Source organism: Alcanivorax sp. (assembly GCF_002733835.1).
Taxonomy (GTDB): Bacteria; Pseudomonadota; Gammaproteobacteria; order Pseudomonadales; family Alcanivoracaceae; genus Alcanivorax.
In genome coordinates, this window is the sequence record NZ_NVWY01000048.1 from 1 (window position 1) to 17,821 (window position 17,821).

Here is a 17,821-nt window from a genome sequence, read left to right on the forward strand (position 1 = left end):
TGCGATATGATTAACATAATCCTCGATAACAAGTTTCAGTAAGATTACGGTATTGATAATTCGAGCAGTGTGGAATAGCCGGGAATGACGTAATCAACGCCGTCCGGGTTGGAGTTGGTATCAACCACTGCAACAACCGGGATCCCCAGCTTGCGAGCTTCCTGCAGCGCGATGTCTTCGTGATCCACGTCGATCACGAACAGTGCGTCAGGCAGGCCGCCCATGTCCTTGATACCACCGATGGAACGCTCGAGCTTGTCCATCTCGCGCTTGCGCATCAGGGCTTCTTTCTTGGTCAGTTTGTCAAAAGTGCCATCCTGGAACTGGGCTTCCAGCTCACGATAACGCTTGATGGACTGACGAATGGTTTTCCAGTTGGTGAGCATGCCGCCCAACCAACGGTGATCCACATAGGGCATACCGCAACGCTGGGCTTCTTCGCTCACCGCTTTCTGCGCCGCACGCTTGGTACCAACAAACAGGATCTTGTTGTTGCTGGCCGCCAGCTTGTTCAGGAACGCCATGGCGTCGTTGAACAGGGGCAGGGTCTGCTCCAGGTTGATGATGTGAATCTTGTTGCGGGCGCCGAAGATGTAAGCATTCATCTTCGGATTCCAGTAACGGGTTTGGTGACCGAAGTGCACGCCCGCTTTCAGCATATCGCGCATAGTTACGCTAGACATTGTTAGTACTCCACTTTGGGTTAGGCCTCCACGCCCCCGCATAAACCCAACCAAATCGGTCCAACTTACAGACCAGAAGGCACCCAGGGCTATGTGACGGGGCATGTGTGATTTCCTTCCCCACTCATCGGCGGTTACAATGCGACACCGTCGTCTGTTGACCGACGCAGAGCGGGAAAGCGCGCGCTTTATACCACAGCCGCCCCTCACAGGCAACGCAAAGGTGTCTACCCGGCCCAAAATGCTTTGCCCAAGCCCCGCCCAACTCACTGAAAAAGCAGGAGTTTCCCCAAGCCTCATGAATGTCGTCATTAAAACCCCCGAGCAAATCGAGCAAATGCGTGAAGCGGGCAAGCTGGCCGCCGAAGTCCTGGAAATGATCGGCGAGTACGTCAAGCCGGGGGTCACCACCGAGGAACTGGACCGCATCTGCCACGACCATATCGTCAACAAACAGCAGGCGATTCCTGCGCCTCTGGGCTATGGCGGCGCCCCCGGTCGCATGCCTTTTCCCAAATCGGTATGCACCTCGGTGAACCATGTGGTCTGCCACGGCATTCCCAGCGACCGCAAAGCCCTGAAAACCGGTGATATCGTCAATATCGATGTCACCGTCATCAAGAACGGCTGGCATGGCGACACCTCGAAGATGTTTTACGTGGGCGAGCCCTCCGTATTGGCCCGCCGACTGGTGGAAACCACCCGTGAATGCATGCTGGCCGGTATCCGCATGGTCCGGCCCGGCATACAGCTCGGCGACATTGGTCATCGGATTCAAAAAATGGCCGAGGGCGAACGCTTCTCTGTGGTCCGCGAATACTGCGGTCACGGCATCGGCGAGGGCTTCCATGAAGAACCCCAGGTGGTGCACTACGGCAAGCCTGGCACGGGTCTTGAATTGCAGGAAGGCATGGTGTTCACCATCGAACCCATGATCAACGCCGGCAAAGCCGCCAATAAACTGCTGCCCGACGCCTGGACCGTGGTCACCAAAGACCGCAAGTTGTCCGCGCAGTGGGAGCACACCATCGCGGTCACCGCCGATGGCTATGAAGTGCTCACCGCCCGCAGCGAAGAAACGGACCTCTATTAAGTGTCATTGCTACCCGCAATATCCCAGGACTCCCTGCTCGACGCCTTGCAGGAAAGCGCCCAGCCGGGCCAATACGCCCGCCAGTATCTGGCCCAGGGCCAGGAGCGGCTGAATCAGGCCTTTGAGGCCACCGACATTACCGAGCTGGTCCAGACAAGAGCCACAATGGTGGACCAGGTGATGATCGCAGCCTGGTCCCTGTTTGGTCTGTCCGACCGCGATGACGTAGCGCTGGTGGCTGTCGGCGGCTACGGCCGCGGGGAATTGCACCCCTGCTCCGATGTGGATCTGCTGGTGCTGCTCGCCGACACCCCGGAACAGGCGCTGTGCGACAACCTTGAGCGGTTCGTGGCCTTTCTTTGGGATATGGGCCTGGAAATCGGCCATGCGGTGCGCACCCTGGACGAATGCGTGGAGCTGGCGCGGGAAGACATTACCGTGGCCACCAATATCATGGAAGCGCGCACTCTCGCCGGCAACGACACCCTGCGCGAGCAGCTGGAAGACCGCACCGGCCCGGAGCACATGTGGGATTCTGCCGCCTTCTTCGCCGCCAAATGGGAAGAACAGACCGCCCGACACAAGCGCTTCAATGACACCGAATACAATCTCGAACCCGACCTGAAAAATGCCCCGGGCGGCCTGCGCGACGTGCAAATGATCGCCTGGGTCGCCAAGCGTCACTTCAACGCCGACAGCCTGGAAGCCCTGGTCAGCGACGGCTTCCTTACCCCGGAAGAATACGGCGTGCTGCGCAAATGCCTGGACTACCTCTGGGAAGTGCGCTGGCAGCTGCATGTCCAGACCGAGCGCAACGAAAACCGCCTGTTGTTCGATCATCAGCGCCAACTGGCTGACCGCCTCGGCCACGAGGATTCCAGCGCCAACCTGGCGGTAGAGCACTTCATGAAGGGCTTCTACCGGGTAGCCCTGGCCCTGTCCGTGCTCAACGAAATGCTGCTGCAGCTATTTGATGAAGTCATTCTGCGCAGCGACACCCAGGAGCAGGTACGCCCGCTCAACCGCCGCTTCCAGGTGCGCAACGATTACCTGGAAATCAGCAGCCCGGATGTCTTCGAGCAACACCCCAGCGCCCTGCTGGAAGCCTTTGTGCTGATGGCCCAGAACCCGGACCTGAAAGGCATTCGCGCCTCCACCGTCCGCGCGCTGATCTACAATCGCCGCCAGATCGACGACGCCTTCCGTAACAACCCGGTCAACACCGACCTGTTCATGCAGCTGCTGCGCAGCCCCCATGCCCTGTTCTCCCAGCTGCGCCGCATGAAACGCTACGGCATCCTGGGCAAGTACCTGCCGGAATTCGGCGGCATCATCGGCATGATGCAGTACGACCTCTTCCATATTTACACCGTGGATGCCCACACCCTGCTGGTGATCAAAAACATGCGCCGGCTGCGCTACGAAGACCTGCGCGAAGAATTCCCGCTGGCCAGCGAAGTGTTCTATCGCCTGCCCAAGCCCGAGTTGCTGTACGCCTCCGGCCTCTATCACGATATCGCCAAGGGCCGCGGTGGCGACCATTCCGAACTCGGCGCGGACGATGCCATCGCTTTCTGCCAACGCCACGGTCTCACCGCCTGGGACGGCAAGCTGGTGGCCTGGCTGGTACGCAACCACCTGACCATGAGCGTCACCGCCCAACGCAAGGACATCTCCGATCCGGACGTGGTCTACGATTTTGCCCGCAAGGTGGGCGATCTGGTGCACCTGGATTATCTCTACGTGCTCACCGTGGCCGACATCAACGCCACCAACCCGACCCTGTGGAATTCCTGGCGCGCCTCCCTGTTACGTCAGCTGTACACCGAAACCAAGCGCGCCCTGCGCCGTGGCCTCAACAACCCGGTGGAAAAACAGGACTGGATCGACGAAACCCGCGACGCGGCCCTGCGGCTGCTCACGGACCGCGACCACGACGGCGCCAAAATCGAAGCACTGTGGAGCAACATCGGCGACGAATACTTCCTGCGGGAAACCCCACGGGATATTTCCTGGCACACCGAAGCCTTGCTCGACCGGGAAGACCCGGACGACCCACTGGTACTGATTCGCGAATCGAGCCAGAGCGTGCTGGCCGGCGGATCGCAGATCTTTATTTACACCCCGGACACCCGCAACCTGTTCAGCGCCACCGTGAACGCCCTGGACAGCCTGGGCCTGACCATCATGGACGCGCGCATTATCACCAGCGCGGACGGCTTCAGCCTGGACACCTACATCGTGCTGGACGAACATGGCACGCCTATCGGCGAAGACTGGGCGCGCATCGAGCAAATCCGCAAGACGCTCACCGAAACCCTGAAGCACCCGGACCGTTATGCCACCACGGTGAGCCGCCGCATGCCCCGGCGCAACAAACACTTTGATGTGCCCACCCAGGTAGTGATCAGCAACGACATCGTCAACGACCGTACCGCCGTGGACATCCAGACCCTGGACCGCCCCGGCCTGCTGGCTCATATCGGGCGCATCTTCATGCGCTTCGAGATTCTGGTGCAGAATGCCCGCATTGCCACCCTGGGCGAACGCGCCGAAGACGTTTTCTTCATTACCGACCTTGATGGCGAGCCGGTTTCCGACCCGACGTTGTGCCAGGAACTGCAGCAGACCCTCAAGCAAGAACTCGACGACAAGAACAACGGAAACACCTGACCCTATGAACCCAGATCTGGAACGGTTGCACCCCTACCCGTTTGAAAAATTGAAGACCCTGTTCAGCGGCTTGCCCCAATCGGACAAGTCGCCCATTGCCCTGTCCATCGGCGAGCCCAAACACCCGTCGCCGGATTTTGTGCAGCAGGTATTAAAAGACAGCACCGCACGACTATCCAACTACCCGACCACCGCCGGGATCCCGGAATTGAGTGAGGCCATCGGCCAGTGGCTCAAGCGCCGCTTTCACCTGCAAAGCATCGACCCGGCCAGCCAGGTGTTGCCGGTAAACGGCACCCGGGAAGCCCTGTTTTCCTTTACCCAGGCGGTGGTGGATCGCCAGCGCCAGCCGCTGGTATTGATGCCCAACCCCTTCTACCAGATTTACGAAGGCGCCACGCTGTTGGCCGGTGGCGAGCCCATGTATCTGCCCTGTACGGATGCCACCGGCTTGCAGCCGGACTTCGATGCGGTCAGTGAAGACACCTGGACTCGTACCCAGCTGCTGTTCATTTGTACCCCGGGCAACCCCACCGGGGCCACGCTCAGCAAGGCCCAACTCAAGGCCCTGATTCAGCTGGCGGATAAGTACGATTTTGTTATCGCCTCAGACGAGTGCTATTCGGAAATCTATCGCGACACCCCTCCCGCCGGGCTGTTGGAAGCCTGCGCCGAGATGGGCCGTCACGACTACCGTCGTTGCGTGGTCTTCCACTCCCTGTCCAAGCGCTCCAATCTGCCCGGGCTGCGCTCCGGTTTTGCCGCCGGCGACAGCGAAGTGCTGCAACGGTTTCTGCGTTACCGCACCTATCACGGTTGTGCCATGCCCATTCATCACCAGCTGGCCAGCATCGCCGCCTGGAATGACGAAAAACATGTACAAACCAACCGGGCACTGTATCGGGAAAAATTCGACGCAGTACTGGACATTCTTGGCGGCCCCCTTAAGGTATCCGCCCCGGCAGCGGGCTTCTATTTGTGGCCTAAAACGCCCATCAGCGACGAAGCTTTCGCCCAGCGTTTGCAGGCCGAACACAACGTCACCGTGTTACCCGGCCGCTATTTATCACGCACCATCAATGGTAAAAATCCGGGGGAAAACCGGGTACGCATGGCGCTGGTGGCCCCGCTGGAGGAATGTATTGAAGGTGCACAGCGGATCAAGGTACTGCTGGATACGCTATAGCATCACCGCAGGACCACGCTGGCTTTCAAGAAAGGGTTATCGAGTTACGAGAAGCGAGTTTCGAAAATCAAACCTCGACGTTCCAGGTTTTTCGAAACTCGAAACTCGTTACTCGTTACTCGCAACCGAAGCAAACGCGTCTGCGCAAAAGGTTTAAAAAGGACTAAACATGGAACTGACCGTCTTCGGTATCAAGAACTGCGATACCATGAAGAAAGCCATGAAATGGCTGGATGACAACGGCGTGGCCTATCACTTTCACGACTACAAGAAAGAAGGCGTGCCGGAACAACGATTACGCCAATGGCTGGAAGCCCTGGGTTGGGAAACCGTGATCAACAAACGCGGCACCACTTGGCGCAAACTGGACGATGCTGTCAAGGAATCCATGAACACGGAGAAATCCGTCAATCTGGCCATGGAAAATGCGTCTGTCATCAAGCGCCCGATTTTGCAAAGCAACGATTTCATTCTCGCCGGCTTCAAGGCCGACGAGTGGGAAACCACATTGAAATAACGCCGGACGCCCAACGCCGGATGCCCGACACTACCGATCAACGTCCGGCTTCAGGCACAAGGCCTCCAGCTCGACGTCAGGAGACATCATGAGTAATTTTTTCGCCATCGCACTGGGTTGCGGCACCAAGAACCGTAACGACAACTGGCTCGAAGTCTTTTACCCGGATCCGGCTCTTAACCCGGACGCCAAGCTGATCGACGTGATTCGCGACGAGCTGGATTACCAGGGCGGCAACGCAGCCATGGAGCTGACCCACCGCCAGGTTCAGCATATTGCCCGCGAATGGCGTGAAGCCGGTTTTGAGCACGAAGCCAGCTATGCCGTTGCGTTTCAGGAATCCGATCGCCCGGTGGTGCTGACTGTGCTGGAAACAGACGCCGAGCCTGCCACCACCCCGGAAGCCTATCTCAAGCTGCACTTGATCTCGCACCGTCTGGTGAAACCCCACGGCGTTAACCTGTCCGGCATGTTCCCGCTGCTGCCCAACGTGGCCTGGACCAATGAAGGTGCCGTGGACCTGGAAGAGCTGCCCGAGCGTCAACTGCTGGCCCGCCTGAACGGCAAGGTGCTGGAAGTGAACAGCGTGGACAAGTTCCCCAAGATGACCGACTACGTGGTGCCTGCCGGCGTGCGTATCGCCGATACCTCACGGGTTCGCCTGGGCGCTTATGTAGGCGAAGGCACCACCATCATGCACGAAGGCTTCATCAACTTTAACGCCGGCACTGAAGGCCCGGGCATGATCGAAGGCCGCATCTCCGCTGGCGTGTTTGTGGGCAAAGGCTCCGACATCGGCGGTGGCGCGTCCACCATGGGCACCCTGTCCGGCGGCGGCAACATCATCATTTCTCTGGGCGAAGGCTGCCTGCTGGGCGCCAATGCCGGCACCGGCATTCCGCTGGGCGATCGCTGCACCATCGAAGCCGGCCTGTACATCACCTCCGGCTCCAAGGTGCAACTGCTGGACGACAAGGGCGAAATTGCCAACACCGTGAAAGCCCGCGACCTGGCTGGCCAATCCGACCTGCTGTTCCGTCGTGACACCCTCAGCGGTGCCGTGCAGTGCCTCACCAACAAGAGCGCCATTGCCCTGAACGAAGAGCTGCATAAGCATAACTAACGCAACACGCGGCACGCTTCACGCAACACGCCGGCGTGTCCGCATAATCTCTGTAGGAGCACCTCTCGAGGTGCGGACCAGCCACCGGGGTTCTCCCAAACCGGTTCGCACCTCGAGAGGTGCTCCTACAGCGGCTTCGAATCACCGATACTGGAATACCCATGTCCCGCACCCTCGACTACACCAAGGAACTCATCCGCCGCGCGTCCGTCACGCCTGAAGACGAAGGCTGTCAGGACTGGATGATCGAAAAGCTCGAAGCGCTGGGATTCGAATGTGAAACCCTGTGGTTCGAGGAAGTGCGCAACCTGTGGGCCCGTCGCGGCAAGCAGGGGCCGGTATTCGCTTTCGCCGGCCATACCGATGTGGTGCCCACCGGCGACGTCGCCGCCTGGAAATACGATCCGTTCACCCCCACCGAGGAAGGCGACCTGCTGTACGGGCGCGGGACCGCCGACATGAAAGGCTCCATCGCCGCCATGATGGTGGCCATGGAAGACTTTATCGCCGCCCACCCGGACCATAACGGCAGCCTGGCTTTTCTGATCACCGCCGATGAAGAAGGGCCATCGGTTAACGGCACCGTCAAGGTGGTGGAACACCTGCAGGCTCGCCAGGAACACATGGATTACTGTCTGGTTGGGGAGCCGTCATCCACCAACACTGTCGGTGACGTGATCAAGAACGGTCGCCGGGGCTCGCTGGGCGCCAGGCTCACCGTAAAAGGCATCCAGGGCCATGTGGCCTACCCGCATCTGGCCCGCAACCCGGTACATGATGTGGCCCCGGCACTGGCGGAACTGGCAACCACCGTGTGGGATCAGGGTAACGATTTTTTCCCTGCCACCAGTTTCCAGATTTCCAACATCAACGGCGGCACCGGTGCCACCAACGTGATTCCCGGCACCTGCGAAATCATTTTCAATTTCCGTTTCTCCACTGAGCTCACCGACGCCATTCTGCGCGAGCGCACCGAAGCCATCTTTGACAAACATGGCCTGGACTATGATCTGCAATGGACCCTGTCCGGCCAGCCGTTTCTCACCGACCGCGGCGCTCTGGTGGACGCGGCCGTCAATGCCATCCGCGATGTCACCGAGCTGGACACCGAACTGTCCACCGCCGGCGGCACCAGCGATGGCCGCTTTATCGCCCCCACCGGCACGCAGGTGGTGGAGCTGGGCCCCACCAACGCCACCATCCACAAGGTGGACGAGCACACCAGCATCAGCGAACTGGACACCCTGACGCAGATCTATCAGCGGCTGCTCCAGCACCTGATGACCTCAGTATAAATATCCCCGGCGCTTCTGCCTGAATGCCCTGACCCAAAACGTGGGCGTATCAGGCAGGCGCAGCAGCCTGCTACAAATTCAGGCAAACTGCCCCTACTATAAAAGCTCCATCACGGATCGGGAGGCACCATGTGGCTGCATGAAATCCCCGTGGGCGGCATGCTGTTCAGCCCCATGGTATTACTGGTGCTGCTGGCACTGGTACTCACCCTGGTGTCTCACCTGCTGCTTAAACAGCTGGGCTGGCATCGCCAGGTCTGGAAAGGCGCCTGGTTCTACCTTTCCCTGTTCGTCTGTTTTGTTGCTCTTTCACTGCGGCTATTGAGCTGACTGACCCAAGGACGCGCCATGCAACAATCGCTTCGAATTCTGGTCACCGTCGTTCTGGTCATCCTGGCCCTGATCGCCGGCAACTGGGTATGGAACTACTACCTTTACGCGCCCTGGACCCGGGACGGCAAAGTGCGCGCAGAAATCATCACCCTCTCGCCAGATGTCTCCGGCTGGGTCCGTGAACTCAACATTGAAGACAATCAGAGCGTCAGCCAGGGCGACCCGCTGTTCCGCATCGATGACACCCGCTACCAGGCGGCGTTGGCCAAGGCCGACGCCCAGCTGCTCTACCAGCAGGAAGCCCTGCGCCTTGCCCAGCACCAGTATCAGCGCCGCCAGGAGCTGCACCGCAGCAGCAATAACAGCATCAGCAAGGAAGCCCTGGAGAGCGCCAGCATTCAGGCTCAACTGGCCAAAGCCAATGTGGCCCTGGCCAAGGCCGAACGAGACAGCGCCAACATCAATCTTGAGCGCACCCGCATTCATGCCCCGGCGGACGGCACCATCGTCAACCTGACCCTGCAGCAAGGCAATTTTGTCAATCAGGGCAGCCCGGTGGTTTCCATGGTCAAAGCCGACAGTTTCTATGTCACCGGTTATTTCGAGGAAACCAAATTGCCACTGGTGCACGTGGGCCAGGACGCCTCCGTGACCCTCATGAATGGCTCGCGCACCCTGCAGGGAAAAGTCACCAGCGTGGGTCAGGCCATCGCCAATGCCAACACCCAGACCGACCGGCAGCTGCTCCCGCAGGTACAGCAGACCTTCAACTGGGTGCGGCTGGCCCAGCGCATTCCGGTGCACATCGAACTGGAGTCAATCCCTGATGACATCCTGCTGGCCGCCGGCATGACCGCCACCGTGCGCCTGCACGACGCACCCACCACGCAATGATTGGCCTGCCATGACTTTGCCGCCCCGCCTGGCCGTCATTCTCACACCGGAGCGTCATTCCGTGCTCTTTGCACTCAAGGGCATTATCGCCATGAGCCTGGCGCTTTACCTGGCAATGCTCATGCAACTTGAGCGGCCCTACTGGGCGCTTATTTCTGCGGTGTTTCTGCAGGTCCGGCCGGAAACCGGCCTGGTGATTGAAAAGGGCCTGTGCCAGATCGGCGGCACCCTGGTGGGCGGGGCCATGGGCCTGTTGATCCTGGCCACCTTGCTGCCCTACCCGTTCATGGCACTGTTGGCCCTGACCCTGTGGATCGGCCTCAATGCGGCGGCTTCTGCCTGGGTACGGCAAGCCAATTTCATTTATGGCTTTGCCATGGCCGGCATCACTGCAACGCTGATTGTGGTGATCTCCATCGCCAACCCCACCACGACCTCCAGCGTTGGCATTTTTCATGTGGCCAATGCCCGTGTTAGCGAAATTATTGTCGGCGCGGTTTGCGCAACCCTGGTCAGCAACCTGCTGTGGCCTGCCCGCGTCAGCCACCTGCTGCAGAAGCACGCCCGTGGCGCCCTCAACCAGACCCTTGCCTACCTGGAACTGGAACTCAACCCGTCAGGCACACACGCCCAGCGCCACATTCAGGTGGACACTCTGCTACAGAGCATTTTTCCCCTGAGTGATGACAGCAGCGCCGTCCTCTACGAAGGCGCCCAAGGCCCGGGCAGGGCCCGCGCTGCCACCGTTATCTGCCACAAGACCCTGTCGTTGATCGCCCGCATCCGGGTCATCGGCCGCCTGATGCGCAACCACGGTGACTTGCTGACACCCGCCCTGCAGGACATGCTCGAATCGCTGCGCCAATCCTTCAAACGCATGCGCGAAACCCAGTCCGCCGAAGACGCCATGGAAGAAGTACAGAGTCTGCGCCAGCAATTACGAACCGCCAGCGGCGAACAGGACGACGACGCCTCCCCGCTGCAACGACGCTTTTTCCAGGTCGCCCTGAACCTGACCGCCGACATTATTCTCGCCCTGGAAGCCAACCGCGCCCTGCATTTCAGCAAGGACATGCAACTGCGCCCGCAGGGTCTCAAACCCTACCGTGACCTGCAGATCGCCGCCGCCGTGGGGATTCGCAGCGCCCTGGTATTCATGATCGCCGCCGGGTTATGGATTGGCACAGCCAGCCCCATGGCCATCATGTTGATGATCATGCCGGTGATCTTCACCATCCTTTTTGCCCGCCTGCCCGAACCGGATGTGGTACTGCGCCGGGCCACCATCACCTCCGTGCTCGCGGCCCCCGTCGCCCTGTTTTTCACCCTGCCCCTGCTGGCCCTGAGCAACGGTGACTTTCCGTTACTGATCCTGATTCTTGGCGCACCGCTGTTCGTGGCGCTACTGGCCATCAGCAATCCGACCACCCTGGCCTACGGCCTGGGGTTCTGCACTCCGTACATCATCCTGGTGCAGCCCGGTAACGCCATGGATTTTGATGTGGCCCGCGTAGCCAGCAACGGCCTGGCTATTACCGGTGGCATCTTTATCGCCTACATGATGTTCCGCCTGATTACGCCCCCCAATGGCCCGGGCCTGCGCCGGCGGCTGATTCGCGATACCGCCCAGGATCTGGCGATGATTGGCCATCATCGCCACCGTATTAACGAAGAAGGCTTCAACGCCCGCATGGCAGATCGTCTTCGCTGGCTCACTATCTGTGACAAGGCCCTGCCCGAAGAACGCCGTCACTTTACCGATCTGGGGCTGACCGGCCTCAACCTGGGCCAGGTTTCCCTATGGGTACAAGGGCGTATCAATACCCAGACGTCCCCTGCGCTGCAGGACAGCGCAGCACAATGGCAACAGTCCCTGGCGGATGCCTACCAGGCCTGCGCCCGGGGGCATTGCGATGACCGTTTTCGCGCCGACTCCGAACGCCTGAAAACCGCCATGGCCGAGGCCGGCAACATGGAGCAGCGGAACCAGGAACTGATTGCCGGGGCCGTGGAACGCATCGCCCTGACCTTCGAGCGGATGGCCGCGCGCCTCGCCGGGACCGCAGAGCTGGATGCCCCAGCTGCGAACACGTCCGGTAGCCGCTAGCCGGAGCGCCCTAAATTCCTGTCGACAGGCCCTAGCCAGCGTGTTTACTCTATGTTTCCCTAACGCCCCGAATAGCCTGCGGGCCGCCCACTGCGGCCTGCCGTGATGGAGTCCCCTTCACATGACTGCACAAGAAAAGCTGACCGCCAAGGTGGTGGTCGATACCAACCCCGCCACTGGCACCGCCGTCGCCGAACTGAGCGAAACCAACCTGGACGCCTTGCCTCAAATGCTGGCCAAGGCCCGCGAGGCGCAAGCCATCTGGGCAGCCAAATCCTTCAAGGAACGGGCTCGCCATATTCAGATGATGCGCAGCTACATCGTCGATCGTGCGGATGATCTGGCGCGCACCGTCAGCGAAAGCAACGGCAAAACCCTTACCGATGCCCTGGCCACCGAAGTGTTGCCCTGTGCCCTGGCCTGCAAGTGGTATGCAAAAAACGCCGAGCATTACCTGAAAGAGCGTAACCGCCCTGCTGGCAGCATCCTGTTCTTCAACAAGCGCACCCACATGCTGCGCGTGCCACTGGGCGTGGTGGGCATCATCAGCCCCTGGAACTACCCCTTGTCGATTCCCTTCGGCGAAATCGTCATGGCCCTGATGGCCGGCAATGGCGTGATGCTGAAAGTGGCCGCCGCCACTCCGGCGGTAGGCCGCGCCATCGAACAAATCGTCGCGGCCGGCGAACTTCCCCAAGGCCTGTTCCAACACATCGTCGGCTCTGGCTCCAAAGTGGCCACCGGCTTTTTCGATAACGGCATCGACAAGCTGTTCTTCACCGGCTCGGTACCTGCGGGCAAAACGTTGATGGCCCAGGCCGCGCAAACGCTGACACCGGTTTCCCTGGAGCTGGGCGGCAATGACCCCATGCTGGTGCTGGAAGACGCGGATCTGGAGCGTGCCACCAACGGCGCCGCCTGGGCCGGCTACCAGAATGCCGGGCAAAGCTGTGGCGGCGTGGAACGCGTCTATGTGGTGGATGCGGTGTACGACCAATTCGTGGACTTGCTGGCCAAGAAGACTCGCCAACTGCGCCACGGCATCGGCTGCAACGGTTTTGATGTGGATATCGGCAGCCTGACCACGGCCGGTCAGCTGCGCACCGTGCAGCAGCACGTGGAAGATGCGTTGGCCAAAGGCGCCCGCATCGAAGCCCAGTCACGCCCGGTGGGCAATGTGGAAAACGGCTTCTTCTTCCCCGCCACCCTGCTCACCCAGGTCACCGACGACATGCTTACCATGTGCGATGAAACCTTTGGCCCGTTGATCGCAGTACAACGTGTGGCCAATGAAGAAGAGGCCATTCGCAAAGCCAACGATTCGCATCTGGCGCTGACCTCCTCGGTGTGGACTAAAGACAACAAACGCGGCCGAGCCATTGCCGCCCGCTTGCAATCCGGGGTTACCACCGTAAACGATCATCTTTACAGCCACGGCCTGTCCGAAACCCCCTGGGGTGGCGGGAAGGAATCCGGCATTGGCCGCACCCATGGCCCGGAAGGGCTGGAAGAAATGACGCAGGCGAAAGTGGTGAACTGGGATATTCTGCCGTCCAAACGCAATATTTTCTGGTACCCGTTTGATCAAGCCACCTACAACGGCATCAAGAACGCCCTGCTGTTCGTTTTCCCGTCCAGCGTTGGCCAGTGGCTCGGCGCCTCATTGAAGCTCACGCCCTTCCTGGTGAAGAAAATGTTCACCGGCTGGAAAACCGGCGACTAGGTCTGTGTCGCTACCGGCTTCCGGTGGCAAATGTTGACCTGCATCATCACTATCCTCCCGGAACCTGTCATGCTACCGAGACAGGCTCCGGGAGGATTTTTTATGTATATGGACAGCGTGGTTCTGGCAGGAATCGCCGTGATTGCCGGCATTCTGGTCTTCGCCGGGTGTTTTGCCCTGTTTATCTGGCTGGATTCCGGCGACGACGACACACAGAACGGGAAAGACTGACGCCAGGCACCCTGCTCGTCATACGCTTTCGCTTTGTAGCGCTCGGCAGGGACTCAGCAGGGATAGTCTGGCGATTGCAGGCAGCGCTCGCGCAACTGCTCCGGTGTACTTGCCGAGGGTTCCTGCCGACGATTGCCATCCTGGCAGATGACTTCCAGCTCCCCTTTTTCCGGGGCCGCCCGCTCGATGGTATACCCCACCCCACCACAGGCCCGCTGCGCCGCATTAAGACATTCGCTCCACTGCGGGCAAGACACACCAAACTGCCCCGGATAGGACTGCACCACCTGGGTACCACCGGTTTCACACCCTGCCAGCAGCGCCAACAAACAGGCCAGCGAAGGGCCAGTGAAAACACAGGTCTTCATGGTACGCCCCCAATATACGCTGAATCAGAGCGCATCCAGCCAATCCTGGGACGGGGCATACCACCAGGAGCCCATCACCGGCCGAGTAAATTCCAGCAACCGATCTTTCACCGAGTCATCCGCAATGCCATACATGCGTCGCAGCAGAAAATCATAACGGTCCAGCTCGCAACAAAATGCCAGGAAATACAGGCCATGCTGGCCGCTGTCACCGTAAGGGACCGATCGACGCCACATTTTCTGCGCTACACCATCCCGGTCGACATCGACGCGTCCTACGTGGGCATCTGCGGGCATGCGCTCATCATCGAACTCCACGGCGTCTTCCTTGGTCCGGCCAAACACATTTTCCTGCTCACTGACCGGTAACCGGTTGAACTTGCCCAAGTCATGAATCCATTTCTGGGTCAGCACCCAACTACCGCCCGCGCCGGGGTGCGGCTCAGCGATAAAAGTCGCCTGTTCCGCCTTTTCCCCGGTGGGGTTGCCGATGCCATCCACAAAACCGGTCAAATCGCGCATGTCGTGGTACACAAAGGCGGTTAGCTCAAGCTGGGTCGCGAGCAGGTCACCCACCGCCTGGCGTACCAGCATGCTGGTATCGAACAGGTCTCCCGCCTCCCGGGCCTGCACCCACACCCACAAATCCCCCTGGGTGGCCGGAATGTGCCCCTCCAAAGAAAAAGGCGGAAAACTGAAACGCGAATCAAAGCAGGCCCAGAGATCTGGCCCGAAACCCAGTAAAACCGGCGTTTTTTCACTCTTCAGCGCAATCAGATCACGCAGGGCCTGGCGCAATGACTCGGTCTTGTGGCCACTGCCAAGACTGAACTCGAAAAACCCATGATGGGCATAACTGCGGTCAAAAATACCGGATTGCGGTGTCGACACCGGAGGCTCCTTCACTCTGTCCATGGCGGGGAATAATTCCCACAATGATAGCAGGTCGAATCAGCGCCGGCCCCTGCCATACGCTCGTTGTCGTCCAGTCGCAGCAATTTTGAAACAAATTGAAATATCCGCTGGTGTTCCAGGCTCAGGGCTTTCGATACACTTGGCTCACATTCGTTAACTGTATCCGACTATGACACCTTGGCTTGGCCTGGATCGACTAGGTTTCTTCCTCATACGCGTATTTTTACGCCTGTGCACCCGCGCCAATGCGCTCCCTTCGGATCCCAAGGAACTGCAGCTTGCTGCCAATACTCCGGTGGTCTATGTTCTCAGCGACCGCTCTGCTGCCGACGCAGCCGTGGCGGACCAGACCGCCCGGCAGCTGGGGCTCTCTTCTGCCCTGCGCGGCCTGACACTGGGAAAAACCCACCTCAACCACAGTTATTTTCAGCTTTACCGCCGCCAGCTGGGTAACCGCCGTCAGCGCCGGGCGGTGTCCCCTCCCCGGCTGGAAAAACTGGTTGCAGCCCTGCGTGCCAACCCCGAAGCCGATGTACAGCTTGTGCCCGTCTCCGTGTTCTGGGGGCGCCGTCCGGAAAAAGAAAACTCCATGTGGCGCATCCTGTTTTCGGATAACTGGTCTCCGGCCGGGTTTATCAAGAAATTTTTCATCATCATCACCCAGGGCCGCCAACTATACGTGCAGTTCAGCCGCCCCATGTCCCTGCGCACCCTGGTTGACCAGTGCCAGAAAGACGACCAGGCCGTGCGCAAGGCATCGCGCATCCTGCGGGTGCACTTTCGCCGTCAGCAGGAAGCGGCCATCGGCCCCGACCTGTCACACCGGCGCACTCTGACCAATACCGTGGTCGATTCCATACCGGTGCGAGAAGTGATTCGCGCCGAAGCGAAGCGCCAGGACGTCAGTGAAGAAAAGCTGGAAGCCAAGGCCCGCGGTTACGCCATGGAAATTGCGGCCGACTACTCCCACACCGTAATCCGAACCCTGGAGCTGTTTCTGAACTGGGTGTGGAACCGACTGTATGGCGGCATTCGCCTCTACAACATGGACAACCTGACCAAGGTGGCCGGCGATCACGAAATTATCTACGTGCCCTGCCATCGCAGCCACATTGACTACCTGCTGCTGTCCTTCGTGATGTTTCGCAACGGCCTGGTACCGCCGCATATTGCCGCCGGCATCAACCTGAACCTGCCCATTGTGGGCACTATTCTGCGTCGCGGCGGCGCCTTCTTCATGCGCCGCAGCTTCCGTGACAACCCCCTGTACGCCGCCGTATTCAGCGAATACCTGCACACCATTACAGCACGTGGCTTTTCCATCGAATATTTTGTGGAAGGCGGGCGTAGCCGCAGCGGACGTATGCTCAAACCCCGTACCGGCATGCTCGCCATGACCGTACGCAGCTTCCTGCGTGATTCACGCAAGCCAATCGCGTTTGTGCCCGTCTATGTGGGCTACGAAAAAGTGATTGAGGCCGGCTCCTACATCGGCGAATTGCACGGCAAGAAAAAGCAGAAGGAATCCGTGGGCGGATTGATGAAATCACTCTCCGTGCTACGTAGCCACTTTGGCCAGGTGCACCTGAACTTCGGTGAACCGATCAAGCTGGTGGACTATCTGGACGGCCATAACCCGAAATGGCGCAATGAAACCGTGGCCCCCGGTGACAATCCACCCTGGTTCAAACATGCGGTGGAAGAACTGGGACAGGAGGTGGTCGAATCCATCAATGCTGCCGCTGTGGCGAACCCGGTCAATCTGCTCAGCCTGGCGTTGCTGGCCTCTCCCAAGCACACCATGGATATTGCCCAGCTTCGTCAGCAACTGGACCTGTATATTTCCCTGCTCAAACAAGCGCCTTACAGTGACAACGCGGCACTAGCCAACGATGACGCCAGTGCCATTATTGAGTACGGCCTGGAGCACGACTTCCTGGAACGTATTGAACACAAGCTGGGCGACGTGGTTACCACCGATGAAAAAACCGCCCTGCAAATGGCGTACGTGCGCAACAACAGTCTGCACCTGTTCATTCTGCCGGGCCTGATCTGCTCGCTGGTAATGAATGCACGATCCATCAGCATGGATGTACTGCAAAGCATGGTGCGTCTGCTCTATCCTTTCCTGCGTAACGAGTACTTCCTGCACTGGCAGGATGACGAGGAACTGGCAGCTGCCGTCAATAATATCGTCACCGTCCTGCAGCAGGAACAACTGATCGGCCGTGAAAATGACTGCTTGCACGGTGCCGCGATTCATACCCACGAATCCGACATGCTCGACCATCTTGGCCAGACCGTAATGCCCTCTTTGGAGCGTTACTACCTGACCATCCGGCTGCTGGTGCAATATGGGTCCGGCATGCTTACCGCCGAACAGCTAGGGGAACTGGCCCACCAGACAGCCCAGCGCCTTTCTTTGCTGTACGAATTCAACTCTCCGGAATTCTTCGACAAGGTAGTGCTGAAGAACTTTATCGCCCAGCTCTACACCACCGGCCTGGTCACCCCCGGCGGCAGCGGCGCACTGGAATTCAGTGAGAAACTGGAAGCACTGGATGACGAGGCTAACCGTATTCTCAGCCCCGATATCAGTGACGCCATTCGGCGTGTCACCCGGGTAAGCAATTTAGGCAACCTGCTTACCGCCTCTTCTGACGGCTCCTGATCATGAACG

Annotated in this window: 14 protein-coding genes and 1 pseudogene; 12 read left to right on the forward strand and 3 right to left on the reverse strand. The window is 59.5% G+C overall.

Translation table 11 applies throughout. From position 1 onward, the window contains the following. Nucleotides 1–77: 77 nt before the first annotated feature. Nucleotides 78–683: pseudogene (gene rpsB, locus COA55_RS15615) on the reverse strand (30S ribosomal protein S2); the annotation flags it as partial. A gap of 298 nt (nt 684–981) precedes the next feature. Between rpsB and map the strand changes: the two are divergent. The 11 genes from map to ccoM all read left to right on the forward strand — a co-directional run bounded on the left by map (nt 982) and on the right by ccoM (nt 13,858). Continuing rightward, nucleotides 982–1,776: a type I methionyl aminopeptidase gene (gene map, locus COA55_RS15620; RefSeq protein ID WP_063520657.1), complete on the forward strand. Its 795-nt coding sequence runs from the start codon at nt 982–984 to the stop codon at nt 1,774–1,776. Then, nucleotides 1,777–4,449, forward strand: a complete 2,673-nt coding sequence (locus COA55_RS15625; protein ID WP_290502893.1) for a [protein-PII] uridylyltransferase — start codon at nt 1,777–1,779, stop codon at nt 4,447–4,449. 4 nt (nt 4,450–4,453) lie between these two features. Further along, on the forward strand, nt 4,454–5,635 hold the full coding sequence (gene dapC / locus COA55_RS15630) for a succinyldiaminopimelate transaminase (RefSeq protein WP_290502894.1): 1,182 nt from the start codon (nt 4,454–4,456) through the stop codon (nt 5,633–5,635). Between the two features lie 169 nt (nt 5,636–5,804). Then, the gene (locus COA55_RS15635; RefSeq protein ID WP_063520670.1) at nt 5,805–6,152 is read left to right on the forward strand and encodes an ArsC family reductase; all 348 of its coding nucleotides are present in this window, start codon (nt 5,805–5,807) and stop codon (nt 6,150–6,152) included. Between the two features lie 88 nt (nt 6,153–6,240). Then, nucleotides 6,241–7,275 carry a 2,3,4,5-tetrahydropyridine-2,6-dicarboxylate N-succinyltransferase gene (dapD, locus tag COA55_RS15640; RefSeq protein WP_290502895.1) on the forward strand — a complete coding sequence of 345 codons (1,035 nt, stop codon included), beginning with the start codon at nt 6,241–6,243 and terminating at the stop codon, nt 7,273–7,275. Between the two features lie 161 nt (nt 7,276–7,436). Then, nucleotides 7,437–8,570 carry a succinyl-diaminopimelate desuccinylase gene (gene dapE / locus COA55_RS15645; protein WP_290502896.1) on the forward strand — a complete coding sequence of 378 codons (1,134 nt, stop codon included), beginning with the start codon at nt 7,437–7,439 and terminating at the stop codon, nt 8,568–8,570. A 129-nt stretch (nt 8,571–8,699) separates the two neighbouring features. Continuing rightward, nucleotides 8,700–8,900, forward strand: coding sequence for a DUF1656 domain-containing protein (locus COA55_RS15650; RefSeq protein ID WP_290502897.1), 201 nt, complete (start codon nt 8,700–8,702; stop codon nt 8,898–8,900). Nucleotides 8,901–8,918: 18 nt separating this feature from the next. Further along, complete coding sequence (locus tag COA55_RS15655) at nt 8,919–9,797, forward strand: HlyD family secretion protein (protein WP_290502898.1); 879 nt, start codon at nt 8,919–8,921, stop codon at nt 9,795–9,797. Nucleotides 9,798–9,807: 10 nt separating this feature from the next. Beyond that, nucleotides 9,808–11,904, forward strand: coding sequence for an FUSC family protein (locus COA55_RS15660; RefSeq protein WP_290502899.1), 2,097 nt, complete (start codon nt 9,808–9,810; stop codon nt 11,902–11,904). A gap of 121 nt (nt 11,905–12,025) precedes the next feature. After that, nucleotides 12,026–13,627: an aldehyde dehydrogenase family protein gene (locus COA55_RS15665; protein ID WP_290502901.1), complete on the forward strand. Its 1,602-nt coding sequence runs from the start codon at nt 12,026–12,028 to the stop codon at nt 13,625–13,627. A 102-nt stretch (nt 13,628–13,729) separates the two neighbouring features. After that, the gene (gene ccoM / locus COA55_RS15670; RefSeq protein WP_255342850.1) at nt 13,730–13,858 is read left to right on the forward strand and encodes a cytochrome c oxidase subunit CcoM; all 129 of its coding nucleotides are present in this window, start codon (nt 13,730–13,732) and stop codon (nt 13,856–13,858) included. A gap of 53 nt (nt 13,859–13,911) precedes the next feature. Here ccoM and COA55_RS15675 read toward each other — a convergent pair whose 3' ends face one another. Continuing rightward, nucleotides 13,912–14,226, reverse strand: a complete 315-nt coding sequence (locus COA55_RS15675) for a hypothetical protein (protein ID WP_290502903.1) — start codon at nt 14,224–14,226, stop codon at nt 13,912–13,914. A 24-nt stretch (nt 14,227–14,250) separates the two neighbouring features. Beyond that, nucleotides 14,251–15,117 carry a Dyp-type peroxidase gene (locus tag COA55_RS15680; protein WP_290502904.1) on the reverse strand — a complete coding sequence of 289 codons (867 nt, stop codon included), beginning with the start codon at nt 15,115–15,117 and terminating at the stop codon, nt 14,251–14,253. A 193-nt stretch (nt 15,118–15,310) separates the two neighbouring features. Between COA55_RS15680 and plsB the strand changes: the two genes are divergently transcribed. Continuing rightward, nucleotides 15,311–17,812, forward strand: coding sequence for a glycerol-3-phosphate 1-O-acyltransferase PlsB (plsB, locus tag COA55_RS15685; RefSeq protein WP_063520668.1), 2,502 nt, complete (start codon nt 15,311–15,313; stop codon nt 17,810–17,812). Nucleotides 17,813–17,821 lie beyond the last annotated feature (9 nt).

Coding starts and splice junctions, on each gene's coding strand:
- map (WP_063520657.1), top strand. CDS start 982: ATGAATGTCGTCATTAAAACCCCCGAGCAAATCGAGCAAATGCGTGAA.
- dapC (WP_290502894.1), top strand. CDS start 4,454: ATGAACCCAGATCTGGAACGGTTGCACCCCTACCCGTTTGAAAAATTG.
- COA55_RS15635 (WP_063520670.1), top strand. CDS start 5,805: ATGGAACTGACCGTCTTCGGTATCAAGAACTGCGATACCATGAAGAAA.
- dapD (WP_290502895.1), top strand. CDS start 6,241: ATGAGTAATTTTTTCGCCATCGCACTGGGTTGCGGCACCAAGAACCGT.
- dapE (WP_290502896.1), top strand. CDS start 7,437: ATGTCCCGCACCCTCGACTACACCAAGGAACTCATCCGCCGCGCGTCC.
- COA55_RS15650 (WP_290502897.1), top strand. CDS start 8,700: ATGTGGCTGCATGAAATCCCCGTGGGCGGCATGCTGTTCAGCCCCATG.
- COA55_RS15655 (WP_290502898.1), top strand. CDS start 8,919: ATGCAACAATCGCTTCGAATTCTGGTCACCGTCGTTCTGGTCATCCTG.
- COA55_RS15660 (WP_290502899.1), top strand. CDS start 9,808: ATGACTTTGCCGCCCCGCCTGGCCGTCATTCTCACACCGGAGCGTCAT.
- COA55_RS15665 (WP_290502901.1), top strand. CDS start 12,026: ATGACTGCACAAGAAAAGCTGACCGCCAAGGTGGTGGTCGATACCAAC.
- ccoM (WP_255342850.1), top strand. CDS start 13,730: ATGTATATGGACAGCGTGGTTCTGGCAGGAATCGCCGTGATTGCCGGC.
- COA55_RS15675 (WP_290502903.1), bottom strand. CDS start 14,226: ATGAAGACCTGTGTTTTCACTGGCCCTTCGCTGGCCTGTTTGTTGGCG.
- plsB (WP_063520668.1), top strand. CDS start 15,311: ATGACACCTTGGCTTGGCCTGGATCGACTAGGTTTCTTCCTCATACGC.